Annotated in this window: 24 protein-coding genes, 1 tRNA gene and 1 other RNA gene; 17 read left to right on the top strand and 9 right to left on the bottom strand. The window is 69.0% G+C overall.

Going from position 1 to position 24,956, the window contains the following annotated elements; all coding sequences use genetic code 11:
* From N803_RS00315 to argG, 6 genes are all read right to left on the bottom strand, one after another.
* Positions 1-249 (bottom strand): acyl carrier protein, encoded by a 249-nt coding sequence (locus N803_RS00315; protein WP_035901591.1) that lies wholly within the window; start codon positions 247-249, stop codon positions 1-3.
* Positions 250-348: 99 nt separating this feature from the next.
* Entirely contained in the window at positions 349-1,350 is a 1,002-nt protein-coding gene (locus N803_RS00310) for a beta-ketoacyl-ACP synthase III (RefSeq protein ID WP_035901588.1), read from the bottom strand.
* 2 nt (positions 1,351-1,352) lie between these two features.
* Positions 1,353-2,531 (bottom strand): ACP S-malonyltransferase, encoded by a 1,179-nt coding sequence (locus N803_RS00305; RefSeq protein WP_035901586.1) that lies wholly within the window; start codon positions 2,529-2,531, stop codon positions 1,353-1,355.
* 78 nt (positions 2,532-2,609) lie between these two features.
* On the bottom strand, positions 2,610-3,824 hold the full coding sequence (locus N803_RS00300) for a PucR family transcriptional regulator (protein WP_035901584.1): 1,215 nt from the start codon (positions 3,822-3,824) through the stop codon (positions 2,610-2,612).
* A gap of 67 nt (positions 3,825-3,891) precedes the next feature.
* On the bottom strand, positions 3,892-4,161 hold the full coding sequence (locus N803_RS00295; RefSeq protein WP_035901582.1) for a hypothetical protein: 270 nt from the start codon (positions 4,159-4,161) through the stop codon (positions 3,892-3,894).
* Between the two features lie 65 nt (positions 4,162-4,226).
* Positions 4,227-5,654 carry an argininosuccinate synthase gene (gene argG, locus N803_RS00290; protein ID WP_035901580.1) on the bottom strand — a complete coding sequence of 476 codons (1,428 nt, stop codon included), beginning with the start codon at positions 5,652-5,654 and terminating at the stop codon, positions 4,227-4,229.
* A gap of 133 nt (positions 5,655-5,787) precedes the next feature.
* Between argG and N803_RS00285 the strand changes: the two genes are divergently transcribed.
* The 4 genes from N803_RS00285 (at position 5,788) to N803_RS00270 (ending at position 11,132) form a co-directional block, all read left to right on the top strand.
* Entirely contained in the window at positions 5,788-6,918 is a 1,131-nt protein-coding gene (locus tag N803_RS00285; RefSeq protein ID WP_035901578.1) for a glycerophosphodiester phosphodiesterase family protein, read from the top strand.
* Between the two features lie 175 nt (positions 6,919-7,093).
* Entirely contained in the window at positions 7,094-9,241 is a 2,148-nt protein-coding gene (locus tag N803_RS00280) for an MMPL family transporter (RefSeq protein WP_084763882.1), read from the top strand.
* Positions 9,229-10,482 carry a sensor histidine kinase gene (locus N803_RS00275; RefSeq protein WP_035901577.1) on the top strand — a complete coding sequence of 418 codons (1,254 nt, stop codon included), beginning with the start codon at positions 9,229-9,231 and terminating at the stop codon, positions 10,480-10,482. The genes N803_RS00280 and N803_RS00275 overlap by 13 nt, the downstream gene beginning before the upstream one ends.
* A complete protein-coding gene (locus N803_RS00270) occupies positions 10,479-11,132 on the top strand; it encodes a response regulator (RefSeq protein ID WP_052111549.1) in 654 nt (217 codons plus the stop codon). Before N803_RS00275 ends, N803_RS00270 begins: the two co-directional genes overlap by 4 nt.
* 98 nt (positions 11,133-11,230) lie before the next feature.
* On the opposite strand, the gene aceE is transcribed toward N803_RS00270, so the two are convergent.
* Positions 11,231-13,996: a pyruvate dehydrogenase (acetyl-transferring), homodimeric type gene (gene aceE, locus N803_RS00265; protein WP_035901575.1), complete on the bottom strand. Its 2,766-nt coding sequence runs from the start codon at positions 13,994-13,996 to the stop codon at positions 11,231-11,233.
* 130 nt (positions 13,997-14,126) lie between these two features.
* On the opposite strand from aceE, the gene N803_RS00260 reads away from it, so the two are divergent.
* From N803_RS00260 to N803_RS00220, 9 genes are all read left to right on the top strand, one after another.
* On the top strand, positions 14,127-14,630 hold the full coding sequence (locus tag N803_RS00260) for a PH domain-containing protein (protein WP_035901572.1): 504 nt from the start codon (positions 14,127-14,129) through the stop codon (positions 14,628-14,630).
* Positions 14,627-16,225, top strand: coding sequence for a PH domain-containing protein (locus tag N803_RS00255; RefSeq protein WP_052111548.1), 1,599 nt, complete (start codon positions 14,627-14,629; stop codon positions 16,223-16,225). Before N803_RS00260 ends, N803_RS00255 begins: the two co-directional genes overlap by 4 nt.
* Before the next feature lie 7 nt (positions 16,226-16,232).
* On the top strand, positions 16,233-16,673 hold the full coding sequence (locus N803_RS00250) for a DUF3052 domain-containing protein (protein ID WP_035901570.1): 441 nt from the start codon (positions 16,233-16,235) through the stop codon (positions 16,671-16,673).
* Between the two features lie 23 nt (positions 16,674-16,696).
* Positions 16,697-17,170 (top strand): peroxiredoxin, encoded by a 474-nt coding sequence (locus N803_RS00245; RefSeq protein ID WP_035901568.1) that lies wholly within the window; start codon positions 16,697-16,699, stop codon positions 17,168-17,170.
* A 61-nt stretch (positions 17,171-17,231) separates the two neighbouring features.
* Positions 17,232-17,304 (top strand) — tRNA-Val (locus N803_RS00240).
* Between the two features lies 1 nt (position 17,305).
* Positions 17,306-18,139, top strand: coding sequence for a Nif3-like dinuclear metal center hexameric protein (locus tag N803_RS00235; RefSeq protein WP_035902541.1), 834 nt, complete (start codon positions 17,306-17,308; stop codon positions 18,137-18,139).
* Complete coding sequence (locus N803_RS00230; RefSeq protein ID WP_035901566.1) at positions 18,136-18,873, top strand: zinc ribbon domain-containing protein; 738 nt, start codon at positions 18,136-18,138, stop codon at positions 18,871-18,873. The genes N803_RS00235 and N803_RS00230 overlap by 4 nt, the downstream gene beginning before the upstream one ends.
* A 43-nt stretch (positions 18,874-18,916) precedes the next feature.
* The gene (locus N803_RS00225; protein ID WP_035901565.1) at positions 18,917-19,327 is read left to right on the top strand and encodes a rhodanese-like domain-containing protein; all 411 of its coding nucleotides are present in this window, start codon (positions 18,917-18,919) and stop codon (positions 19,325-19,327) included.
* A 1-nt stretch (position 19,328) separates the two neighbouring features.
* Positions 19,329-20,528: an O-succinylhomoserine sulfhydrylase gene (locus tag N803_RS00220; RefSeq protein ID WP_035901563.1), complete on the top strand. Its 1,200-nt coding sequence runs from the start codon at positions 19,329-19,331 to the stop codon at positions 20,526-20,528.
* Between the two features lie 3 nt (positions 20,529-20,531).
* On the opposite strand, the gene N803_RS00215 is transcribed toward N803_RS00220, so the two are convergent.
* Positions 20,532-21,278, bottom strand: a complete 747-nt coding sequence (locus N803_RS00215) for a YaaA family protein (RefSeq protein ID WP_035901562.1) — start codon at positions 21,276-21,278, stop codon at positions 20,532-20,534.
* A 43-nt stretch (positions 21,279-21,321) separates the two neighbouring features.
* Between N803_RS00215 and N803_RS00210 the strand changes: the two genes are divergently transcribed.
* The 4 genes from N803_RS00210 (at position 21,322) to N803_RS00200 (ending at position 24,152) form a co-directional block, all read left to right on the top strand.
* Positions 21,322-22,764: an RNB domain-containing ribonuclease gene (locus tag N803_RS00210; protein ID WP_035901560.1), complete on the top strand. Its 1,443-nt coding sequence runs from the start codon at positions 21,322-21,324 to the stop codon at positions 22,762-22,764.
* A 65-nt stretch (positions 22,765-22,829) separates the two neighbouring features.
* Positions 22,830-23,204, top strand: an RNA gene (gene rnpB / locus N803_RS17300) — RNase P RNA component class A.
* A 35-nt stretch (positions 23,205-23,239) separates the two neighbouring features.
* Positions 23,240-23,893: an MBL fold metallo-hydrolase gene (locus N803_RS00205; RefSeq protein ID WP_035901559.1), complete on the top strand. Its 654-nt coding sequence runs from the start codon at positions 23,240-23,242 to the stop codon at positions 23,891-23,893.
* Positions 23,894-23,966: 73 nt separating this feature from the next.
* Entirely contained in the window at positions 23,967-24,152 is a 186-nt protein-coding gene (locus N803_RS00200) for a hypothetical protein (RefSeq protein ID WP_035901558.1), read from the top strand.
* Between the two features lie 29 nt (positions 24,153-24,181).
* Here the strand turns inward: N803_RS00200 and ppgK are convergent, their stop codons facing one another.
* A complete protein-coding gene (gene ppgK, locus N803_RS00195; RefSeq protein WP_035901556.1) occupies positions 24,182-24,952 on the bottom strand; it encodes a polyphosphate--glucose phosphotransferase in 771 nt (256 codons plus the stop codon).
* Between the last annotated feature and the right edge of the window lie 4 nt (positions 24,953-24,956).

Genomic DNA, 24,956 nt, shown 5'->3' with positions numbered 1-24,956 from the left:
TCAGCTCTGGTTGGACTGGATGAACGAGACGGCGTCGCCGACGGTGCGGAGGTTCTTGACCTCGTCGTCGGGGATGCGCACGCCGAACTTCTCCTCGGCGTTGACGACGATCGTCATCATCGACAGCGAGTCGATGTCGAGGTCGTCGGTGAACGCCTTGTCGCTCTGCACGGTCTCGGGGTCGAGTCCGGTCTCCTCGTTGACGATCTCTGCGAGACCCGCGAGGATCTCCTGCTCGCTCTGAGCCATGTCCTGCTCCTTTTGTGTGGTTCGGCTCCGCCGGATGCGGAGGCTCGAGATGGTGAGTGGTGTTGCGGTGGTCCGAAAACCCGCGGACCGCGGGAGTCTCTAGGGGAGAACGACGACCTGCGCGGCATACACGAGGCCGGCACCGAAGCCGATCTGCAGCGCGAGACCACCGCGGGGGACAAGTCCCTCGCGCAGCAGCCGCTCGGTGGCCAGCGGGATCGAGGCGGCCGAGGTGTTGGCCGTCTCGACGATGTCGCGCGCGACGACCACGTGCTCGGGCATCTTGAGTTGCTTGCACATCGCGTCGATGATGCGGACGTTGGCCTGGTGGGGGATGAAGGCGTCGAGCTGGTCAGCAGTGATGCCAGCGGCGTCGAGCGCCTTCTGTGCGACGGGGGCCATGCCCCACACGGCCCAGCGGAAGACGCTCTGACCCTGCATCCCGATCGTCGGCCACCCGAGGTCGCCGTCGCGCACCTCGACCCAGCTGTCGTTCTGCGCGATGACGTCCCACTTGTCGCCCTCGGAGCCCCACACCGTGGGGCCGATTCCGGGGGTGTCGGACGGCGAGACGATCGCCGCGCCAGCGCCGTCGCCGAAGATGAAGGCCGTGCCGCGGTCCGTCGGGCTGGTGAAGTCGGAGAGGCGCTCCACCCCGACGACGAGGACGTGACGGGCGCTGCCGCCACGGACCATGTCGGACGCGAGCGAGATCCCGTGGCAGTAGCCAGCGCAGGCCGCCGAGATGTCGAAGGCGGCCGGGTTGGACAGGCCCAGCCGGTGCGCGAGATCCGGTGCGGCAGCGGGGGTTTGGTAGGGGTGGGTGACCGTGGCGACGATGACCGCATCGATGTCGGAGGGCTGCAGCCCCGCCATCTCGATGGCATCGCGCGAAGCCGCCTCGGACATCTCGACGACGCTCTCGCCGTCCTCGGCGCGGTAGCGGGTCTTGATGCCCGACCGCTCCTGGATCCACTCGTCGGAGGAGTCGATGGCGTCCACGATCTCCGAGTTGGGGACGACGCGGCGAGGGCGGTAGGCGCCGACGCCGGAGATCCGGGTGTGCGCGGCCCCAGCGGCGGGAGTGATGAGTCCGGCCATGATCAGCCTTCCTGCGGGTGGAGACGGAGGATGGGCTGACCGGGCGAGACGGGGTCGCCGTCCTCGACGAGCCACTCGACGATGCGACCACCGTGCGGGGCGACGACGTCGTAGGAGTCACGCAGCGTGCCCACCGTGGCGATGACGCTGCCCGCCTCGACGACCGTGCCGGCCTCGGTCGCGGTGAAGGACACCATGCCCTTGGCCGGGCTGATGACGAGGCGCCACGTGGGGTCCTGAGCCACGCCGGACGTGACGCCGTGCTCCTTGACCATGCGGTGGGCTTGCTCGAGGTCGTCGGGCGTCTTGAGCGCGAGGATCTCGATGTCCTTGAGGGTGCGCTTGGCCAGGCCCGCGAGGGTGCCCGACGGCGGGATCTCGATGATGCCCGTGACGCCGAGCTCCTTGAACGTCTCCATCGTGAGGTCCCAGCGCACGGGGTTGCTCACCTGACTCACGAGGCGGCTGAGCACCTCGCGGCCGCTGTGGACGACGGCGCCGTCACGGTTGGACACGAGCGGGACGCGAGCGTCATGCGTCGACATCGCCTTGGCGAAGCCGGCGAGCACGTCGACGGCGGGCGCCATGTGATCGGTGTGGAAGGCACCGGCGACCTTGAGGGGGATGACGCGGGTCTTTGCCGGGGGGTCTGCGGCGAACGCCGCGAGCTGCTCCTGGGTGCCAGCCGCGACGATCTGCCCAGCGCCGTTGATGTTGGCAGGTGTGAGCCCGGCCGCCTGGATCGCGGCGACGACCTCATCGGGGTCGCCACCCATCACCGCGCTCATCCCCGTCGGCTGGACGGCGCTCGCCTCGGCCATCGCGCGCCCGCGCTCGCGGACGAACACCATGGCCTGCTCGGCGGAGATGACGCCGCCTGCGGAGGCTGCGGTGATCTCACCGACGGAGTGGCCGGCGCCGGCGCCGACGAGCCGGAAGCCGTCCGCGGGATGCTCGAAGAGGGCGAGGAGTGAGACGAGGCCGGATGCCACGATGAGTGGCTGCGCGACAGCCGTGTCCTTGATGGTCTCCTCATCCGACTCGGTCCCGTGCTTGACGAGATCCAGGCCGGCGACGGCAGAGAGCCAACCCATCCGTTCGCGCAGGCCGGGGATGTCGAGCCAGGGGTTGAGGAAGCCGGGGGTCTGGGAGCCCTGTCCAGGGCAGACGATCACGAGCACGTCTCCAGAGTGGCTGCTTCCGACGGTGACGGGCCCGATGGACCGAGACGATTCTGTGACCCTGAATCTGTGGGGTTCCTACAATTGCGCTGGATTGCGTCGGGGTGCCAGTGGAGTGCGCGGTGTGGGCTCTGGGGCTACCCGTCCGTAGGCCAGGGCCAGTCGCACGGTCTGCGCGTCGTGCGGGTCGGTCAGGTCGTAGCCGATGGTGTCGGCGATCCGCCCCAGCCGATAGCGAACGGTGTTGGTGTGGACGAACAGCGCACGGGCGGTGCCCTCGAGTCCCAGGCCGCCATCGAGGTAGGCGGCGGCCGTCTCGAGTAGGTTGCCGCCACCACTCTCCGACAGCGGCGCATAGACGCGGCTGACGAGTGACGCGCGGGCGGGCAGGTCCCCGAGCAGCGCACGCTCGGCCAGCAGATCCTCGCTCGCGACCGGACGCGGAGCGGCTGGCCAGGCGGGTGCCGCCGAGTGGCCGGAGAGGGCGGCACGGGCGCTGCGCCCCGCGGCATACAGGTGTGGGACAACGGGACCCACGACAATCGGGCCGTCACCGAAGAGCTCGCCGAGCGTCGACGCCGTCTCGAGCGCATCGGTCACTCGGCCGACGATGCACACGATCCTCCGGCCGTGGATCGCGACGAGGACGTCGACGCCGAGCCTCTTGGCGCCCCGGTGCAACAGGTCGACGACCTGTGACGTCCCCGTGTTCGGGGTCGAACCGACGATCACGCTCACGTCGGTCGTCGTCCCCCAACCGAGTGCCGACGCCCGCGACTGCATCGAGTCGTCGGCCTCGCCACGGATGACGGCGTCGACCACGAGCGCCTCGAGCCGCGCATCCCATGCGCCGCGCGCCTCTGCGGCGTGGGCATAGACCTCGGCGACGGAGAAGGCGATCTCACGGCTGTAGCGCAGGACCGCCTCGCGCACCTTGGTCTCCTCGCCGCGGCCCGCGAGGCCGATCGACTCCCGCTCCACGACGTCGACGACCGTGCGCATGAGGTCCAACGTCTGGCCGAGGCTGATCGAACGCGTCAACTCGCGCGGGGCGGTCCCGAAGACGTCCGCAGTGACGTGCGCACGGTCGTGGCTGCCGCTGAACCACTCGATGAACGATTTGATGCCGGCCTGGGCAACGAGCCCCACCCACGAGCGCTCCTCGGCGGGAAGGTTGCGATACCACTCATGGTCGCTCTCCATCTGCTGCACCGCGGCCGCTCCGAGGTCGCCGGCGGTGCGCTCGACGCGTCGACGCGTTGCCGCCGAAGGGCGACTCTTCGAGGTGGCCACGACCAAAGTCTATTTGTATGCCGTGCACAAGCACCCGGCATGCGTCGCCTTGTCGTTCGGGGCGGTCTCAGGCCTGCCAGCCGAAGGCCTGCTCTCCCAGGGTGATGGCGAGCCACCAGACGGCGGCGGCGACGAACGGGAACGCGAGGATGACCCACGGGCGCCGGGAGAACCACCGGATCGCCGTCACGAGCAGCAGCAGCCAGAAACCCAGGAGCACCACGATCGCCGAGAGCGGAGCGACGAGCCCGGAGGACACGTACAACGGCAGCACGACGAACAATCCGGCGATGCCGAGCACCGCGACGACCCGCTCGAGAATGGTGCGACCGTCCATGCCTGAAGCATGCCGCGTGTGCCTCACCGAAAGCCAGAGGTTCCGGAGCCTCCGCGCTGTCGTCGTCAGTCCGTGCCGAACTCCATGGCCGCAGCATCCAGTGCCTCGGCCTTCGGCTCACCGGCCGAGGGGTTGTCGGTGATCCGGTCGTAGCCACCGGCGGGGAGCTCGCCGAACAGCGTGCCGTTCTCGACGAGCAGCTGGCCCTGATCGAACGGCTGCTCGGCATAGAGCTCGAGCTTGGCCCGGCTGTCGGCGATGTCGAGGTTGCGCATCGTCAGCTGGCCGATCCGGTCGAGCGGACCGAAGGCGGCGTTCTCGACACGCTCCATCGACAGCTTGTCCGGGTGGTAGCTGAAGTTCTCTCCGCGCGTGTCGATGATCGAGTAATCGTCGCCGCGCCGCAGCCGCAGCGTGACCTGACCCGTGACGACCGACGCGATCCACCGCTGGATGGCCTCGCGCAGCATGAGGCTCTGCGGGTCGAGCCAGCGGCCTTCGTAGAGGAGCCGGCCGAGCTTGCGCCCCTCGTTGTGGTAGTTCGCGATCGTGTCCTCGTTGTGGACGGCGTTGAGGAGCCGCTCGTAGGCGATGTGCAGCAGCGCCATGCCCGGCGCCTCGTAGATGCCGCGCGACTTCGCCTCGATGATCCGGTTCTCGATCTGGTCGGACATGCCGAGGCCGTGCCGACCGCCGATGGTGTTGGCGAGGTTGACGAGGGCAACGGGGTCGAGGGACTCGCCGTTGATGGCGACGGGCCGTCCCTGGACGAAGTGGATCGTGACGTCCTCGGAGTCGATCGTGATCGACGGGTCCCAGTGCTTGACGCCCATGATCGGCTCGACGATCTCCAGCGACTCGTCGAGGTGCTCGAGCGTCTTGGCCTCGTGCGTGGCGCCCCAGATGTTCGCGTCCGTCGAGTAGGCCTTCTCGGCGCTCGCCCGATAGGGGAGGTCGCGCGCCGTGAGCCACTCGCTCATCTCGTGCCGGCCACCGAGTTCGCCGACGAAGGCCGGGTCGAGCCACGGCTTGTAGATCCGCAGGCTGGGGTTGGCGAGCAGTCCGTAGCGGTAGAACCGCTCGATGTCATTGCCCTTGAAGGTGGAGCCGTCGCCCCAGATCTGCACGTCGTCGGCCTGCATGGCCCGCACGAGGAGGGTTCCGGTCACGGCGCGGCCCAGGGGAGTGGTGTTGAAGTACGTCTTGCCGCCGCTGCGGATGTGGAACGCGCCGCACGCGATAGCGGACAGTCCCTCCTCGACGAGGGCGCTACGGCAGTCGACCAGGCGCGCGATCTCGGCGCCGTACTGCCCCGCGCGGTCCGGCACGGTGTCGATCTCGGGCTCGTCGTACTGGCCGAGGTCGGCGGTGTAGGTGCACGGGACGGCTCCTCGCTCCCGCATCCAGGCAACGGCGACGGAAGTATCGAGACCTCCGGAGAAGGCGATGCCGACGCGTTCGCCGACGGGCAGGGAAGTGAGGACCTTGGACACGTTGCAAGACTATACAGTGAAACGCATAACCACAAATCAAGGGTATGCCGTCCGCGCAGGTGTCGGTGACTCGTCACCTTCCGTTCGTGTCGAGGTCGACCGGCGTGCACCCCTGGCCGGGACGTTGACCCTCATGCGACGAATCCTCGTGTCCCTGTCCCTGATCGCCGGCCTCGCGCTGCCGTCCGCCGCGACGATCGCCCCCGCCTCGGCCGACGCGCCGCCCGCCTCGAATGGCAAGCCGAAGTTCACGACCCCGCTCGTCCACGCCCACCGCGGCGCCTCGGGCTACCGCCCCGAGCACACCCTTGCGGCCTACCGTCTCGCCGTCCAGCAGGGCGCGGACTACATCGAGCCCGACCTGGCGATGACCAAGGACGGCGTCCTCATCGACCGGCACGAGCCCGAGATCGGGGGCACGACCAACGTCGCCAACCACCCCGAGTTCGCTGACCGCAAGGTGACCAAGCAGCTCGATGGCTCGTCCGTGACGGGGTGGTGGGTGGAGGACTTCACCCTCGCCGAGCTCAAGACCCTGCGCGCCACGGAGCGCCTGCCGCAGCTGCGCCCCGAGAGCGCGAGCTACAACGGCCAGTTCGAGGTGCCGACCCTCGAGGAGGTCCTCGAACTGCGTGAGGAGCTCAGCGCCGAGACCGGGCGCACGGTCGGGATCATCCCCGAGATCAAGCACTCGACCTTCGAACACTCTCACGGGCTCGACCCCGAGGTGGCCCTCATGGAGCAGCTGACGAAGTTCGGCCTCAACCGTCCGAACGCCGCCCTCTGGGTCCAGAGCTTCGAGCTGACCAACCTCCTGCGCCTGCGCCACGAACTCGGCTACAAGGCCAACAGCGTCTTCCTCGTGACGTCCGGTGGTGCGCCGTACGACCTCGTCGCCCAGGGTGACCCGAGGACCTACACCGACCTGATCACACCTGCGAGCCTCAAGACCCTCTCGAAGAGCATCAACGGACTGGGGGTCGACAAGAGCCGCGTCATCCCGCGCAACGCCGACGGCACCCTGAGCGCGACGCCGACCTCCCTCGTTGCCGACGCCCACAAGGTCGGTCTCGACGTCACGCCGTGGACCTTCCGCGCGGAGAACTCCTTCCTCCCGGTGGACTACCGCATCGGCACCAACCCGGCGGCGCACGGCCGCATCGCCGACGAGGTGACCCGCTTCTTCGAGGCGGGCGTCGACGGTGTCTTCTGCGACCAGCCCGACATCTGCGTGGCTGCTCGTGCGGAGTTCCTCGCCCGCTGATCCCCTGACCTGACCCGATAAAGGGGCGCTCGACCCTGGTTCGCACCCGGGGTCGAGCGGACCTTTGTCGGGTCACCCGATAAAGGGGCGCCGGTGCGGTCGCTCGGGGCCTATCGGCCGAAAGGTTGATGCTCGGTGGAGGCGTCGGTGGGGGCCTGCTTTCTAGCGTCGAAGCATGGCCCCCACCGACTCTGTCACCACCCACAGCAGCACCGTCATCGAGCGCCTCACGTCGCGCCGCGGCGCCTGGTTGGCGCTCGCCCTCGGCCTCCTCGTCAGCCTCGCGCCGATCGGCGGGCTGCGCGGGGTCGAGGCCCCGCCGCGTGCCGGGGCTGCGCCCACGACGTCGGAGTCGGCCCGGGTCGCGGACCTGTCGTCGCGGTTCCCCGACGCGGATGTGCAAGGTGTCCTCCTCGTCGCCACGCGGGATGACGGTGCCCCCGTGGATCAGAACGATCTCGCTGCGCTGACGCGTCTGGGAAGTGCCTTGCCGGCGGCCGCGGGGGAGGCGGCGAGCCCCGCCATCCCCTCGGCCGACAGCCGGGCCGCCATGGTCCAGCTTCCCATCACCACGTCCGCCGACAACGGGCAGAACGCGGAGACCATCACACACCTGCGCGAGCTCGTCGCAGATCAGACGCCGCCCGGTGTGACGGTCCTCGTCACCGGTGGTCCCGCCTTCGGCGCCGACATCGCAAAGGCCTTCGACGGAGCAAACCTCACCCTGCTGCTCGTGACGATCGGCGTGGTCGCGCTGCTCCTGCTGCTCACCTATCGCTCGCCCATTCTGTGGCTCGTCCCGGTGGTCGTCGTCGGCCTGGCCGACCAGCTCGCGGCCGTCCTCACGAAGGTCCTCGGCTCGGCACTCGACCTCTCGTTCGATGCCGGAATCGTCAGCGTCCTCGTCTTCGGTGCCGGGACGAACTACGCGATGCTGCTCATCTCCCGCTATCGCGAGGAACTGCGCCACGAGGCGAACCACCGGACGGCTCTGGCCTCGGCCTGGCGGGCGACCCTGCCCGCGATCGTCGCGAGCAACGCCACGGTCGTCGTCGCGTTGGCGACGCTCGCTCTCGCCGTGACGCCGGGCACCCGCGGTCTGGGTGTCGCTTCCGCCGCGGGGCTGCTCGTCGCCCTCGTCGGGGTGCTCGTGCTGCTGCCGGCCGCCCTCGCGGTCGTGGGTCGACGGATCTTCTGGCCCTTCGTTCCTGCGGTCGATGGCGTCGACGACCACCACTCGTCCGGCTGGGCTCGGGTCGCGACAGGCGTCATGCGTCACCCGGGCAGGGTCGTCATCGCGGGCATCCTCGCACTCGGAGTCATGGCCGCCGGGCTGGTGGGCACCACGGTCGGCCTCGCCCAGACCGACCAGTTCCGGGTTGCCTCGCAGTCGGCAACGGGACTCGAGACGCTCGCCCGGCACTTCCCGGCCGGTGCCGCCCAGCCACTCACCATCGTGGCCCCAGCAGACCGGGTCGATCACGTCGTCGCAGCCGTCCGCGAGATTCCGGGAGTGGACTCCGTGCGGCCCGTCGAGGGAACCACCGGCGGTTCGACACCCCTGGTCCGAATCAGCGTCGTCACCGCTCCCAACCCGGGCACGTCCGAAGCCCGCGACCTCGTGGGCTCGGTGCGTTCGGTCGCCCACGCCGTGCCGGGCGCGGACGCGCTCGTGGGTGGTCAGCAGGCGACCGACGTCGATGCCCGCGCGGGGAATGACCGCGACCTCCGGCTCCTCGTACCCCTCATCCTGCTCGTCAATGCCCTGGTTCTCATGGCGCTGACCCGGTCGCTCGTCGCCCCCGTCGTGCTTCTCGGAGTCAATATCCTCAGCGCTCTCGCCACGATCGGGGCTGGCTCCTGGATCGGCCGCCACGTCCTCGACTGGCCGGGACTGGACCTCCAGGTCCCTCTGCTCTCGTTCCTCTTCCTCGTGGCTCTGGGCATCGACTACACGATCTTCCTCGTCCACCGTGCCCGTTCCGAGGCGTCCTCGCACGGCACCCGGCAGGGCATGGTGCGTGCGGTCGGCGGCACGGGCGCGGTCATCACGAGTGCGGGCATCGTCCTCGCCGCGGTCTTCGCAGCACTCGGAGTCCTGCCGCTCGTGGCCCTGGGGCAACTCGGGCTCATCGTCGGACTGGGGGTCGTCATCGACACGTTCCTCGTCCGGACCGTCCTCGTACCGGGCCTGTTCGGACTCCTCGGCGAGCGGGTGTGGTGGCCTGGGCGCGGCCCGCTTCCGACCGGGCCGGTGGCCGCGGCCCCGTCGGAGGACCTGGCTCGCGTGGCTGAAGTAGCGTCACCACCATGCACCGTGTGACGCGCACGCTGACGGTGGTCCAGCATGTTCTGTTCCTCGTGCTGGCCGCCGTCTGCGTGACCCGTTCGTGGACGACGGGTGCGCCGCGGCTCCCGCTCCTCGCGGCTGCCGCCGCACTGCTGATCTGGTATGCCGTGGGGCTCCGTCTCGTGGGCCACCCGGCCGCCGCGGCGGTCGGGGAGGATGCCCCCGCCTCGGGCGATCGCGTGCCCTCGGCGGGGGAGAGGCACCTCGGAGGGCGATGGTGGCTGGTCGGGCTCGTGGGACTGTGGTTCGTCCTCGTCCTCGTGTCCGCGGAGAACGTCTGGCTCGCCTTCAGCCTGTGGCTGCTCATCCCGCACTTCCTGCCGCTCCGCCCGGCCATCGCGCTGGGTGTCGTCGTCCTGGCCGTCGTCATCTGGAGGCCCTGGGCGGCGACGGGAGAACTCACGGTGGCCGAGGCCCTCGGACCGGCTATCGGTGCGCTCTTCGCGTTCGCCTTGTCACGGGGCCAGCACCAACTTGTCCGCGATGCCGTCGAGCGTCAGCGGCTCGTCGACTCGCTCGTGCGTGCGCAGGAGGAGAGCGCCGCCCTGCACGACGAACTCGCGACGGCCCAACGTGAGGCCGGAGTCCTCCAGGAACGCGGTCGCCTCTCCCGTGACATCCACGACACCCTCGCCCAGGGCTTCTCCTCCATCGTGCTCCTCGCCCGAGGTCGTGACGTCGTCCGGGGAGAAGCCGAACTCCGGGACGTCCTGGCCAGAATCGAGGAGACCGCCAGCACCAACCTCGCAGAGGCCCGCAACGTCGTGAGCGCCCTTGCCCCGCAGTCGTTGTCCGACAACGGATTGGCGCAGGCCCTCGGAAGGCTCCTCGACACGCTCACCCGGGAGACCGGCATACGCGGAGAACTGCGTGTCGAAGGTGAGCCGCTCGCGCTGCCGACGGTCCGCGAGGTCGCGTTGCTGCGGACCGCTCAGGGCGCGCTGGCCAACGTCCGGTCACACTCCCGCGCCAGCCGGGTCGTCGTCACGTTGTCGGGAGGCGACGACCGGGTTCTCCTCGAAGTCGTGGACGACGGTCAGGGCTTCGACCCCTCCGCGGTCGCACCGCCGGGCAGCAGCTTCAGCCACGGAGGCTACGGGTTGCCGTCGACAAGAGCTCGGCTCCAGGAACTCGGTGGTGGCCTCGAGATCGAATCCGCGCCGGGCGACGGAACCGCACTGTCGGCCCACCTCCCGACGGGGACCACCCGATGACAACCCCGACGGCCAACCACCCGCAGGAACCGATCCGCGTCGTGATCGTCGACGATCACCCGGTGGTGCGCTCGGGGATGCACACGCTCCTCGCGGCGTCGCCCTGCATCGAGGTCGTGGGTGAGTCGAGCAATGGGGACGAGGTCCTGACGATGGTCGAAAACACCTCTCCCGACGTGGTGCTCACCGACCTGAGGCTCGGTCCGGGCGGTGACGGGGTCGACGTCACCAAGGCGGTTCGTGGAGCACACCCCGACGTCGCCGTCCTCATCATCACGACGTTCGACCACGACGCGGACATCGTCCGAGCCGTTGAGGCCGGCGCTGCGGGCTACCTCCTCAAGGACGCCCTTCCGGACGAGATCGTGGCCGCCATCCGGGCTGCCGCGCAGGGCGAGACCGTGCTGTCGGCGGAGCAATCGCAACGGGTCATCGACACCCTGCGCGTCGGTGGGCGACCACCGAGCGAGCGCGAGCTCGACGTCCTGAGGCTCGTCGCCGACGGACGATCCAACGACGAGATCGCCAAGGCACTCTTCATCAGCCGGGCGACCGTGAAGACCCATCTCGGGCACCTCTTCGACAAGCTCGACGTCGACTCGCGAACCGGTGCGGTGGCGACCGCTCGCCGCCTCGGCCTCATCGACTGACGCTCCCACTTCTTGCCCCAGTGGGACAACCACTTCTTGCGCTGATGGGTCAACTCGCTGGCGCTCGTTGTCCCACCAGCGCAATCAGTCGTGGCTTGTCAGCTGTCGCCGCCCTCGTTGCCGCTCGTGCCGGCACGGACATCGAGGAGGTCGTACTTCTCCGCAGCCTTGCCCGGGAGGTCGGCCGCGACCTCACCGCGCGCCGCGAGCACCTGGAGGGTGCGCACCGCCAGCGACGGACCGTCGACGTGGAAGAAACGACGCGCTGCCGGACGGGTGTCGGCGAACCCGAACCCGTCGGTACCGAGGGAGTGGAACTCACCCGGGACGTACTGCGCGATCTGGTCGGGAACCGCGCGCATGTAGTCCGACGTCGCGAGGACCGGGCCGGGCGCGTCCTTGAGCTTCTGCGCGACGTAGGGGACACGAACCTCGTTCTCCGGGTGGAGGAACGCGTCCTCATCGCAGGCGAGGCCATCCCGCCGCAGCTCGCCCCACGAGGTCACGGACCAGACGTCCGCGGCGACGCCCCAGTGGTCGGCCAGGAGGCGCTGGGCCTCGAGGGCCCACGGGACGCCCACACCGGAGGCCATGAGCTGCGCTCGAGCGGGCGTGTGGGTCCACCCCGTGGTGTCTGCCGCCTGAAGGAGGTACATCCCTCGAACGATGCCCTCGCGGTCGACATTCTCCGGCTCGGCCGGCTGCACGTAGGGCTCGTTGTAGACGGTGAGGTAGTAGATGACGTTCTCCGGGTCATCGCCGTACATGCGCTGCAGGCCGTCGCGCATGATGTGCGCGATCTCGTAGCCGAACGCCGGGTCGTAGCTGACGACACCGGGGTTCGTCGACGCCAGCAGGGGGGAGTGGCCATCGGCGTGCTGCGTGCCCTCGCCGGTGAGGGTGGTGCGTCCGGCCGTGGCGCCGATGAGGAAGCCACGCACCAGCTGGTCGGCCGCAGCCCAGATGGAGTCGCCGGTGCGCTGGAACCCGAACATCGAGTAGAAGACGTAGATCGGGATCATCGGCTCGCCGTGGGTCGAGTAGCTCGACCCGGCCGCGGTGAACGCCGCCACTGATCCGGCTTCGTTGATGCCGGCGTGGAGGATCTGGCCCTGCTCCGACTCGCGGTAGCTGAGCATGAGGTCGTGGTCCACGGGCGTGTAGTTCTGTCCGTGCGGGTTGTAGATCTTGAGGGTCGGGAAGAACGAGTCCATGCCGAACGTGCGAGCCTCGTCCGGGATGATCGGCACGACGCGCTTGCCGAACTCCTTGTCCCGCATGAGGTCCTTGAGGAGACGGACGAAGGCCATCGTCGTGGCGATGTTCTGCTTGCCCGAGCCCTTCTTGACCTGCGCGTAGGCATCGTCGCCGGGAAGGGACAACTGGGTGTACTTGCTCCGCCGCTGCGGGATCGATCCACCGAGGGCGCGTCGCCGCTCGAGCATGTATTCGAGCGTCGGGTCGTTCTCGCCCGGGTGGAAGTAGGGCGGCTGGTAGGGGTTTTCCTCGATCTGGGCGTCGGTGATCGGCAGGCGCAGGACGTCGCGGAAGTTCTTGAGGTCGTCGACCGTCATCTTCTTCATCTGGTGCGTCGCGTTGCGTCCGGCGAAGCCCTTGCCCAGGCCGTAGCCCTTGATGGTGTGGGCGAGGACGACCGTCGGCTGACCCGTGTGGTTGACGGCGGCCTGATATCCGGCGAAGACCTTGCGGTAGTCGTGGCCACCGCGCTGCAGGTCGTGCCAGATCTGCTCGTCCGTGAGCTTCTCGACCATCTTGCGGGTGCGCGGGTCGCGACCGAAGAACTGCTCGCGGACATAGGCGCCGTCGTTGGCGCGGAACGTCTGGTAGTCACCGTCGGTCGTGGTGTTCATGATGTGCCGCAGGGCATGGTCGCGGTCGGCCGCGAGCAACGGGTCCCAGCCGCGGCCCCAGATGACCTTGACGACGTTCCAGCCCGCGCCGCGGAAGAACGCCTCGAGCTCCTGGATGATCTTGCCGTTGCCGCGCACCGGTCCGTCGAGCCGCTGCAGGTTGCAGTTGATGACGAACGTGAGGTTGTCGAGCTCCTCGTTCGCGGCCAGCTGGAGGAGGCCACGCGATTCGGGCTCGTCCATCTCGCCGTCGCCGAGGAAGGCCCACACGCGCTGGTCGGACGTGTCCTTGATACCGCGGTTGTCGAGGTACTTGTTGAACTGCGCCTGATAGATCGCGTTCATCGGACCGATGCCCATCGACACTGTCGGGAACTGCCAGTACTCAGGCATCATCCGCGGGTGCGGGTAGGACGACAGCGCCCGGATCCTGCCGTCGACGATGTGCGACTTCTCCTGACGGAAGCCGTCGAGGTCGGTCTCATCGATCTGGCCCTCGAGGAAGCTGCGCGCGTACATGCCGGGGGAGGCGTGGCCCTGGAAGAAGATCTGGTCTCCGCCGCCCGGGTGGTCCTGGCCGCGGAAGAAGTGGTTCATGCCGACTTCGTAGAGGGTGGCGGCCGACGCGTACGTCGAGATGTGGCCACCCACCGAGACTCCGGGGCGCTGCGCGCGGTGCACCATGACCGCGGCGTTCCAGCGGATCCAGCGGCGGTACTGACGCTCGACTTCCTCATCACCCGGGAACCAGGGCTCCTGCTCCTGGTCGATGGTGTTGACGTAGTCGGTCGCCGTGAGGGACGGGACGCCGATCTGGCTCTCCCGGGCGCGCTCGAGGAGGCGCAACATGAGGTAGCGCGCTCGCTGTCGCCCTCCCTCGTCGATCACCTGGTCGAGCGAGTCCAGCCACTCCGAGGTCTCCTCGGGGTCGATGTCGGTGAGGCTGCTGGGAAGGCCATTGAGAATTGGTCCGGCTTCCTCGCGGAACGTCACGACGGTGTCCCTTCTTCATACGGGCCCGACTCGGGGTGGAGTCGAGTCACCGACCGGTTGAGGTCGACACGTCCATCCTGTCACCGGGAGTGGTGGGCGTCACACTCGGGTGGGCTGGCAGGCTGGGGCCATGACGACGTCACCCGAATCCGCCGCCGTGTCCCTGCGCGGCAACGAGTTGCCATGGAGGTCGGTGAGCCCGTCCCTGCGCACGGTCCGACTCATCACCCTCTTCGGGTGGCTCGTCCCCTTCGTGATCGCGTTCGTCGCGCTCGCCGTTCTCGTCACGCCCTGGTTCTGGATCGGTGCGGGGGCGGTTGCGGTGCTGATCGGGTGGGGTGCCTGGCTCATCGTTCGTCAGGTCTCCGCGATCACGTGGATCGAACTCGACGAGGAGATCGTCATTCGCAAGGGCCGACTCTTCCGCTCCCTCGTGAGCATTCCGTACGGCCGCCTCCAATACATCGACGTCGAGTCCGGACCGCTCATGCGGTCGCGCGGGATCGCGTCCTGCGAGTTCCACACGGCGTCTCCCGAGAGCGGCGGGACCCTTCCCGGCCTGCCCGTGGACGAGGCCGAAGCTCTGCGGGGCCGGTTGGCCGCTCGCGGCGAGGCACAGCGAGCAGGGTTGTGACAGAACCGAATCCGCTCCCGCAGGGCTCGACCTCCGAACGGGACCTTGCCGATTGGCAGCACCTCCACCCGTTGTCGCCCATCCTCCGTGGTGGTGTGGTCGGGGTCGCGATCATCGGGTATGCCGCGACGCAATTCATCGACGACATCTTCCGTTCGTTGACCGGTGGTTCCAAGGACCCGGGGGACGAGGCTGCCGATCAGAGTTTGCGCGAAGGCCTCGGGTTCCTCTTCGACCACTCGCTCGCGACGGCAGCGGTCATCGTGACCGGGCTCACCATCGTCGGGCTGTTCGGTTGGTTGGCCTGGCGGTTCGCGAAGTTCCGCGTTGCCGATGGGCAGATCGAGTTCCGGAAGGGATGGCTGTTCCGTGAGCATCGTCAGGTGCCTCTGGAGCGCGTCCAGGCGATCGAGATCAGCCGGCCGCTTCTGGCCCAGATCACCGGGCTCTCCCAGGTCATCGTCCAGTCGGCCGGAGGCGGCGACTCCCAGCTCAAGCTCGCGTTCCTGAGCTCCGGCCGGGCCGACGAGGTCCGTCGGGAACTGTTGGCGCTCGCGGGTCGTCGCGACGAGGCCGGTCCGCGAACCGCAGCGGGGGCACCTGCGGGGGCGGACGGCATACCCACCGAAGGATCGTCACCGCACCCGCTCTCCCTCGACGAGGGGCACGAAGTGTTCCGGGTCCCGAACGGCAGATTGTTCGTGGCCACCATCCTTCACGGCGGCACGATCTTCCTCGGCCTCGTGATGCTGCTGGCGGCGGCGGTCGCGCTGGCGGCCTATGGCAGCCGGTTCGAGGCGCTCACCGGGGTGGCGCTGGCGCTGCCCGCACTGGGTCCCATCGCCCTCGGTATCGCGGTGAACCGCGTCGGGGAGCTGCTCAAGCACGGCAACTTCCGACTCGCCGAGACCGGAACCTCCGTCCGCATCCAGCACGGCCTGACCGACAAACGCACCAATACCGTTCCGCTGCACCGGATTCAGGCAGTCGGCATGGTCCAGCCGCTCTGGTGGCGACCGCTGGGATGGTGGCGGGTCAAGGTCAACGTCGCCGGGGTCGCGCACGACCCCACCGGCACCAACGACACGGAGACGACGGTGCTCCCCGTCGGGAATCTCCAGCAGGCCCTTGATGTGCTCACGCTGCTCGACCCGGTTCTGTCCGCCGAGGACCTGCGCCGTGCCGCCCTCGGCGAGGGGACCGAGGGTGGGTGGACGCTCGTCTCGCCGCGCGCCCGGCGCTTCGATCCCCTGAGCTGGCGGCGCGCCGGATTCGCGGCCACCCCGCACTCCGTCATGGTCCGCACCGGTCGACTCTCACGCAAGGTTTCGGTCATGCCGCACGCCCGGGTGCAGTCGTTGACGATGGCGCAGGGACCGCTGGAGCGTCGCCTCGATCTCGCCGGTGTCACGCTCGTCTCGACCCCCGGCCCGGTGAGTGTCTCGATCGCCCACCTCGACCTCGAGACGGCGACGACGCTCCTGCGCGAAGAGTCCGCGAGGGCAGGAGCAGCACGGAAATTCGCGAGAAGCGGTTGCACGAGTGCGGACGTTCCTAGTCAACTAGTGACCCCAGACCCACACGACGAGAGGTAGCCCCACCGTGAACACCGCCGCACCACCGCCCGCCGACACGGGGCCCGACGGCTCAGGTGCCGTCGAGCGCCTCGGCTTCGCCGCCGAGCAGATCGTGCAGGAGTTCGGGTGGGACGAGGACGTCGACGACGACTTCCGCTTCGCGGTCGAGGACGTCGTCGGCGCGGACCTCGAGGACGAGGACTACACCGGGGAGGCCGACGCGGCCCTACTGTGGTGGCGCGCCGACGACGGTGACCTCACCGACGCCCTCATCAACCTCGTGGGCGTCCTGCCGGAGGGTGGCTTCGTCATCGTGCTGACCCCGAAGGACCGGACCGCCGGGGCTGTGGACCCCGCCGAGATCGACGAAGCCGCCGCGACGACCGGCCTGCACACCGCCGGGGCGTTCCACGCCTCCCCGCGGTGGCGGGCCACCAAGCTCGGCACACCCAAGGGACGACGCTGAACGCGCTGCGGCAGACTGCTCGCATGACCGACCCCGGCACAGCTCTCGCGGTGGGGGACAGGGCACCCCTGTTCACCCTCCGCGACCAGAATGGCGCGGACGTGGCCCTCACCGACGTCCTCGCACAACGCCAGGCTCTGATCGTGTTCTATCCGTGGGCGTTCTCGGGGATCTGCACCGGAGAGCTGACCGAGATCCGCGACGACCTCGGCAGCTTCGTGACCGATGACGTTCAGGTGCTCACCATCTCCTGCGACGCCATGTTCTCCCTGCGCGCCTACGCGGATCGCGACGGCTACTTCTTCCCGCTCCTGTCCGACTTCTGGCCGCACGGCGAGGTCGCCAGGGCCTATGGCGTGTTCGACGAGGAGGTCGGGGTCGCGCGCCGTGGCACCTTCCTCATCGACCGCGACGGCATCATCCGCTGGTCCCTGATCAGCGGGATCGGTGAACGACGGGACTTCAGCGGCTTCCACGCTGCACTCGCCCGGGCCTGACGCGAACCCTCTCGCGGCCTGACACAATGGGCGACCGACCACGGCACCTCGTGTCGTGTCGGGGCCTGTAGCTCAGTTGGTAGAGCACCGCGTTTACACCGCGGGTGTCGTCGGTTCGAGGCCGGCCGGGCCCACGTGACCCTCCTGCTGCGTGACGTCGTCGCTGCCCTCGAAGGGCTCTACCCGCCGTCCACGGCGCAGTCCTGGGACCAGGTCGGTCTCGTCTCCGGTGACCCCGACCAGCCGGTCGAGCGGATCCTGCTGGCACTCGATCCCACTCTGGCCGTCATCGAGGAAGCCCGCGAGCGGCACGCCGACCTCATCGTCACGCATCACCCGCTGCTGATGCGCGGCATCCACTCCGTGGCGACGACGAGCGCCAAGGGTGCGAGCGTGACCGGCCTCATCGTCGGCGACATCGCTCTCTATGTGGCCCACACCAACGCTGACGTCGCGGCGGCCGGTGTCTGCGAGGCCCTCGCGTCCGCAGCCGGCCTCAGCGACACTCGTCCACTCGCCGTGGTGGAGGACCAGCCGCTCGGTCGTGTCGGGCGCCTCCCGACGCCCACGACGCTCGCGGACTTCGCAACCTCCCTGTATGCCGGCCTGCCGGCTTCCGCTGCCGGCCTGCGGGTCGCTGGCCCCGCCGACGCGGTGGTCCAGACGGTGGCCGTCGTCGGCGGTGCGGGGGACGACCAGTTCGCCGCCGTCCGGGCGTCGGGTGCCGATGTCTACGTCACCGCGGACCTGCGTCACCACCCCGCGCTCGAAGCCCGGGAAGAGGCGCGCGGGGGTCGTCCCTACCTCGTCGACGCCGGCCACTGGTCGAGCGAGGCCGTGTGGCTGCCGACGCTGGCCGACGCGCTCGCATCAGCGCTTAGGGTGGACGTTGACATCGACATCAGCACAGTGCGCACCGACCCGTGGACCTTCACGGTCGGGGCAACGACAGCCGGAGGTACCCCGTGAAAGCCGATCCCGGACAACAGGCCACCCTGCTGGACCTCCAGGCACTCGACACGCGCCTGTCGCAGATCGCCCACGCGCGCACCACGATCCCGCAGCTCGCCGAGATCGCCGACCTCGAGGGCAAGGCGTCCTTGCTCGACGACCAGCTCGTGCGTTCGCGCACCGAGCTCGGCGACGTCCAGCGCGAGCTCATCAAGGCCGAGAGTGACGTGCAGCAGGTCCGCGACCGGGCAACGCGCGACCAGCAGCGGCTCGATTCCGGAGTGGGGACGGCCAAGGACCTCACCGCCATCCAGCACGAACTCGAATCCCTGGGTCGGCGTCAGGCCGAGCTCGAGGAGGTCGAGCTCGAGGTGATGGAGCGAGTCGAGGCGATCCAGTCCGACGTGGCCGAACTGGAGCGCGGGCGCTCGGAGCTCACCGAGCGCCTCACGCGGCTCGAGTCCGAGCGCGATGCACGCCTGGCCGAGCTCGACACCGACGAGGCCCAGGTCAGCGCTCCACGCGGCGAGCTCGTGTCGGGTGCCGGTGAGGCGCTCGTCGCCCTCTACGACAAGATCCGGGCCACGAGCGGAACGGGTGCGGCGGCGCTGCGGCAGCGGCGCTGCGGCGGGTGCCAGCTCGAACTCAACCCGGTTGCCCTGCGTGAGATCAAGGCCGCTCCCGAGGACGAGGTGCTCCGCTGCGAGGAGTGCCGTCGCATCCTCGTGCGCACGCCAGAGTCCGGCCTCTGAACGACACCACCACGCACGGTGTGGCGTCCCTAGGCTGACTCGCATGAGTTATGCCGGCGATGTCACCCCGTCCGAGGCCTTTGCCGCCGTCACCGAGGGTGCGGATGCCGTTCTCGTTGATGTGCGCACCCATGCCGAGTGGTCCTACGTGGGTGTCCCGCAACTGGATTCGGAGCACGACGTCCTGCTCGTGGAGTGGCAGTCGTATCCCGACGGGCGGATCAACGCGGCGTTCGTCGACCAACTGAGGGGCGCTGGTGTGGAGGACGGAACGTCCCTCTACTTCCTGTGCCGCTCGGGCGTGCGGTCGGTTGCCGCCGCGAAGGCGGCCACTGCATCCGGTCTCGGACCGGCATACAACGTCCTCGAAGGTTTTGAGGGTCCGCACGACGCGGACGGACACCGCACGGTGTCCGGTTGGAAGGTCGCCGGACTGCCCTGGAAGCAGGGCTGACGTGGGCGAGGAAGCAGGCCGTGCGTTCCGCCCCGAGACTCTCGCCGTGCGAGGAGGCCTGTCCCGCAGCGGTTTTGACGAGACGAGTGAGGCAATGTTCCTCACCTCGGGCTTCGTCTACGAGTCGGCCGAGCAGGCCGAGGCGGCGTTCAAGGACGAGATCGAGAAGTTCATCTACAGCCGCTATGGCAACCCCACCGTGAGCATGTTCGAGGAACGGCTGCGACTGCTCGAAGGTGCGGAGGCCTGCTTCGCCACGTCCTCGGGCATGTCCGCGGTGTGGGTCGCACTGGCAGCGTTGTGCGGCAACGGCGACCGGATCGTCGCGTCACGTGCGCTCTTTGGCTCCTGCTTCGTCATCGTCGACGAGATCCTGCCGAGTTTCGGGGTCGAGGCTGTGTTCGTCGATGGCCCGGACCTCGCGCAGTGGGAGGAGGCCCTGTCGGTTCCCACGGCGGCCGTCTTCTTCGAGACCCCGAGCAACCCGATGCAGGAGCTCGTCGACATCGCCGAGGTCTCGCGCCTCGCGCATGCCGCCGGTGCCCAGGTCGTCGTCGACAACGTGTTCGGGACACCGTTGTTCAGCAAGCCGCTCGAGCACGGTGCCGACATCGTCGTCTACTCCGCGACGAAGCACATCGACGGCCAGGGGCGCGTCCTCGGCGGCGCAGTCCTCGGCCCGAGCGAGTTCATCGACGGACCGGTCAAGAACCTCATGCGGCACACCGGCCCGGCGATGTCCCCGTTCAACGCCTGGGTCCTCCTCAAGGGTCTGGAGACGATGTCGCTGCGCGTGACGCGGATGGCGGACAACGCCCTGACGATCGCCCGCCACCTCGAGTCCCGTGAGGGCATCGTCAAGGTCGTCTACCCGATGCTCGAGAGCCACCCGCAGCACGAGCTGGCGACGCGCCAGATGGGTGGCGGGGGCACGGTCGTGACGTTCGAGGTCGACGGTGGCAAGGACGTCGCCTTCGACGTGATGAACGCCCTGCAGCTCGTCGACATCTCCAACAACCTCGGCGACGCCAAGTCCTTGGCGACCCATCCGGCGACGACGACCCATCGGCGGCTCACTCCGGAGGCCCGTGCGGCCGTCGGCATCACCGACGGGACGATCCGCATCTCCGTCGGCCTCGAGTCCGTCGAGGACCTCATCGAGGATCTCGACGCAGCCCTCGCCGGAGCCCTCAGCCGCTGACCATCAGTCGGCTCGGACGTCGAGCACCCAGGCTTTGCCCGGGCGAGCCGGGGGAGTGAGGGCCACGTCGAACGCCTCGGCCACGATCGTGGCGAGCTTCTCGGGGGTGCGGGCGCGCTCGCCCCGCAGGCAGAGGTGCCGCGCCACGAGACCTCGCGTGTGTTTGGCCATGTGGCTCGCGCCCGGAACGCGCACCTGCACCCAGCGCGAGGCGACGTCGCCCGTGGGAGTCCACGCGGCGGCATACGTCGAACTGCGGCAGTCGACGACGACCTCGCGCCCGGCGGCCGACGTGAGCACGTCGGCAAGGACCGGTCGCCACGCAGCCGCGACAGGTCCCAGCCCGGGCAGGTTGACGTCCATCGAGAGCCGGTATGCCGTGATGCGGTCCTTGGGGCGAACGGCACCGTGGAGTGCGGAGACGATGACGAGCCACTGGTTGGCGCGGCGTCGTGCCGCGCTGTCCAGCGTGGAGAGCCCGAGCGCGTCGTAGAGCACGCCGGTGTAGACCTCGGCCGCCGGAGTGGCCGGCGCGACGTCGAGCTCGAGGTTGCGCGCGACCTCGTCCGCGAGACCGGGCGAGACGCCGAGATCCGTTGTGGCAGTGGGGGACTGGCTCACCTCACGCAAGTGCTTGGCCACGAGTGCGCGTGTCTCCGTCAGTTCGGGGAACGACCAGGTCGCAGGGTCGACAGGCTTCCCACGGCGACGGTTCGCCTTGGACTCCGACGGCGGCAGGAGGATCAACACGCGGTCACCCTATGTCCGCGCCGGCTTCTGTAGGTTTGCCGGTATGCCTCAGCGCCAGATCAGCCTTGCCCCGGTCGACGCCACGACGACAGCACCCCTGCGCGAGACCCTGCTCGCCCGCTTTGCCGCCATCCGGGCGGAGCTCAAGGTCAGCGAGGAGTTCCCACCCGAGGTGGAGGCCGAGGCCACGCAGGTCGCCGGCGCACCCGCACTCCCGGAGCGCGACGAGACGGCTGTGCCGTTCGTGACCCTCGACCCCGCCACGTCGATGGACCTCGACCAGGCGATGCACCTCGAGCGAGAAGGTGACGGCTACCGCGTGCGCTACGCCATCGCCGACGTGCCGGCCTTCGTCGCTGCCGGCGGGGCAGTTGACGTCGAGGCCCGCCGACGCGGCCAGACGGTCTACTGCCCGGACCTGCGGATTCCGCTGCACCCCACGGCGATCAGCGAGGGCGCGGCCAGCCTGCTCCCGGGTGAGACGCGCCCGGCCTTCGTGTGGGACATGCGCCTCGACGCCGAGGGGGAGGGCACGAGTGCCGAGGTCTACCGCGCCATGGTGAAGTCGGTCGAGCGCTTCGACTACGTGACGCTGCAGGAGCAGTTCGATGCGGGCACGGCGGACGAGCGCTGGCTCCTGCTCAAGGAGATCGGCGAGAAGCGCATCCGTCAGGAGCAGCTCCGCGGTGGCGCGAGCCTGCCGATGCCCGAGCAGGAGGTCCACCTCGGCGAGGATGGCAACTTCAGCCTCGAGTTCCGTCCGCCGCGCGCCGTCGAGGAGTGGAACGCCCAGATCTCGCTTCTCACCGGCATGGCTGCGGCCGACATGATGCTGCACGCCCGCGTCGGCATCCTGCGCACGATGCCCGAGGCCGACCACAATGCCGTCGCCCGGTTCCGCCGCCAGGCCAAGGCGCTCGGGACGCCGTGGCCAGCGGAGATGGGTTACGGCGAGTTCCTCCGCAGCCTCGACCGCACGAACCCCAAGCACCTCGCCCTCATCTACGACGCCACCTCCCTCTTCCGCGGTGCCGGCTACACACCGTTCGACGGCGACGTGCCGGAGCAGGTCGAGCAGGCAGCCGTCGCCGACGCATACGCCCACGTGACGGCACCACTGCGTCGGCTCATCGACCGCTTCGGTCTCGTCATCTGCGAGGCGATCAGCGCCGGCACCGAGATCCCGGGCTGGGTCCGTGAAGCCCTGCCGACGCTGCCCGAGATCATGAAGGAGAGCGACCGCGTCGCCGGCGCAGCCGAACGCATGTGCGCCGACGCCGTCGAGGCAGCTGTGCTCACGCCGCGCATCGGTGAGACGTTCGAGGCCGTCGTCGTCGATCGGGATGACAAGGGCCTCGAGGTCCAGCTCACGGAGGTGCCCGTCGTCGCCCGCGCCAAGGGTCACGGGGACCTGGGTGCCACCGTCAGCGTGCGCCTCGAGACTGCGGACGTCAGCGCCGGGAAGGTGACCTTCGTCGTCGCCTGAGCGGACGGCATACGCCGTCGTTTTTCGGTATGCCGTCCGCCGACCTCTATGCTTGCCCGTGCGGACGAGTCAGTCCGACGGTCGCGGCGTGGGCAACCACGTCGAGGAAAGTCCGGGCTCCACAGGGCACGGTGGTGGCCAACAGCCACCCGGGGTGACCCGCGGGACAGTGCCACAGAGAACAGACCGCCGTTCGACCCCGGTCGAGCGGTAAGGGTGAAACGGTGGTGTAAGAGACCACCAGCGGCTCCGGTGACGGAGTCGGCTCGGTAAACCCCACCCGGAGCAAGCTCAGACAGTGTGCGTTCGAGGGCGGCCCGCCCAAGCACACGGGTAGAGCGCTGGAGGCCACTGGCAACAGTGGTCGTAGATGGATGACCGTCAGCGTGACCCGGGCAACCGGCCACGCGACAGAACCCGGCTTATGACTGACTCGTCCGCCCCAAAGCCGGGGTGCGGGGCATACGGTGAGGCCATGCGTGTGACGCACCTCGGCCACTCATGCCTCCTCGTCGAGATCGGCGGTGAGCGGATCCTCATCGATCCGGGCACCTTCACGCCCGGGTTCGAGGATCTGCGCGACCTGTCGGCGGTCGTCGTCACCCACCAGCATCCGGACCACCTCGATCCAGGGCGCGTGCCGGCACTCGTGCGGGCCAACGCAGGCGTGCGCGTGCTCTGCGACCCGGGGAGTGCGGAGGTCCTGGCCGGGGTCGGCGTCGAGGCGAGCACGCACAACGGTGCGACGACGCTGGGCGCCGTGACGATCACACCGGTCGGTGAGGTGCACGCGCTGATCCACGAGGACCTTCCGCGGATCCCCAACGTCGGCGTCGTGCTGCGGGCCGAGGGGGAGCCGAACCTGTTCCATCCCGGCGACGCGGTCGACCAGGATCCGGGCGCGGTCGACGTCGTCGCGTTCCCGCTCAACGCTCCGTGGCAGCGGAGTCGCGAGTTGACGGGGTTCCTCCGTCGGCTCAACCCGCGCACGGCCGTGCCGATCCACGACGGGCTCCTCAACGAGCGCGGTCGGGCGCTCTATCTGCGGCAGGCCGCCGAGCTCGGGGGCACGGACACGGAGATCCGGGACCTCGCCGGTCGCGGGGCGACGGATCTCTCCGGACACTGACCCCACGCACGGCGGCGCGCCACGTGATGGACATCATTTTGCGAAGTAGGTAAGGCTCACCTACTCTCGGCGCGTGCCCAAGGTTTCCGCGAAGAAGAAGTGCTGCAAGGACAAGCCGCGCTGCAAGTCGTGCCCGGTCGTCCTCATGCGCCTCTCCAAGATGGGGTACGCGGAGCAGCTGACCACGGGCAAGAAGGCGAAGTACGACCTCGACAAGAACATCCCCAAGAAGGCGATGGTCATCGCGCGCCAGCGCTGACGGGGTGGGGCAGTGGCGGGGTCGGGCGGCTACTTCTGGTCGTGGTACTCCTGCGCCAGGTGCGCCGCACCGATGATGCCCGCCTTGTTCTCCAGCTCGGCCGGCACGATCGGGGTGCGCAGCTTCAGCAGTGGCAGGAACTCCTCGTGGTCCTTGGAGACGCCGCCGCCGACGACGAAGAGGTCGGGCCAAAGCAGGTTCTCGAGGTGGCTGTAGTAGCTCTGGAGACGCTCGGCCCACTCGGGGTAACTGAGCCCCTCGACGTCCTTGATGGACGACGCGGCGTACTTCTCGGCATCGCCGCCGTTGAGCTCGAAATGCCCGAGCTCGGAGTTCGGGATGAGCCGTCCGTCGTGGATCAGCGCAGATCCGATGCCGGTGCCGAGGGTCGTGACGATGACGAGGCCCTTCTGGCCCTTGGCGGCGCCGTAGTGCAGCTCCGCCACACCGGCTGCGTCGGCGTCGTTGACGAGGACGATGTCGTGCCCGAGCTTCTTCTCGAGCATCTTCTCGGCGTCGAAATCGATCCACGACTTGTCGATGTTGGCCGCGGTGCGCACAACGCCGTTCGTCACCACACCGGGGATGGTCACGCCGATGGGGGAGTCGCCGCGGACCTCGTCGAAGTGGTCGACGATCTCGTTGATGATGTCGCCCACGGCGTCGGGCGTCGACTTCGCCGGGGTGTCGATCCGCTTGCGCTTGCCCGCGAACTCACCCTTCTTGAGGTCGACCGGGGCTCCCTTGATCCCGCTCCCGCCGACGTCGATGCCAAGGGGCAGGCCGCTCTTCTTGCTCATGGGG

Source organism: Knoellia subterranea KCTC 19937, from assembly GCF_000768685.1.
Taxonomy (GTDB): domain Bacteria; phylum Actinomycetota; class Actinomycetes; order Actinomycetales; family Dermatophilaceae; genus Knoellia; species Knoellia subterranea.
This window is presented reverse-complemented; position numbering and strand designations above follow the sequence as displayed.

Bases quoted from the DNA above. Each gene is read 5' to 3' on its own strand.
- N803_RS00315 (WP_035901591.1), bottom strand. From the start codon at position 249: ATGGCTCAGAGCGAGCAGGAGATCCTCGCGGGTCTCGCAGAGATCGTC.
- N803_RS00310 (WP_035901588.1), bottom strand. From the start codon at position 1,350: ATGGCCGGACTCATCACTCCCGCCGCTGGGGCCGCGCACACCCGGATC.
- N803_RS00295 (WP_035901582.1), bottom strand. From the start codon at position 4,161: ATGGACGGTCGCACCATTCTCGAGCGGGTCGTCGCGGTGCTCGGCATC.
- N803_RS00285 (WP_035901578.1), top strand. From the start codon at position 5,788: ATGCGACGAATCCTCGTGTCCCTGTCCCTGATCGCCGGCCTCGCGCTG.
- N803_RS00280 (WP_084763882.1), top strand. From the start codon at position 7,094: ATGGCCCCCACCGACTCTGTCACCACCCACAGCAGCACCGTCATCGAG.
- N803_RS00275 (WP_035901577.1), top strand. From the start codon at position 9,229: ATGCACCGTGTGACGCGCACGCTGACGGTGGTCCAGCATGTTCTGTTC.
- N803_RS00270 (WP_052111549.1), top strand. From the start codon at position 10,479: ATGACAACCCCGACGGCCAACCACCCGCAGGAACCGATCCGCGTCGTG.
- N803_RS00260 (WP_035901572.1), top strand. From the start codon at position 14,127: ATGACGACGTCACCCGAATCCGCCGCCGTGTCCCTGCGCGGCAACGAG.
- N803_RS00245 (WP_035901568.1), top strand. From the start codon at position 16,697: ATGACCGACCCCGGCACAGCTCTCGCGGTGGGGGACAGGGCACCCCTG.
- N803_RS00225 (WP_035901565.1), top strand. From the start codon at position 18,917: ATGAGTTATGCCGGCGATGTCACCCCGTCCGAGGCCTTTGCCGCCGTC.
- N803_RS00210 (WP_035901560.1), top strand. From the start codon at position 21,322: ATGCCTCAGCGCCAGATCAGCCTTGCCCCGGTCGACGCCACGACGACA.
- N803_RS00205 (WP_035901559.1), top strand. From the start codon at position 23,240: ATGCGTGTGACGCACCTCGGCCACTCATGCCTCCTCGTCGAGATCGGC.
- ppgK (WP_035901556.1), bottom strand. From the start codon at position 24,952: ATGAGCAAGAAGAGCGGCCTGCCCCTTGGCATCGACGTCGGCGGGAGC.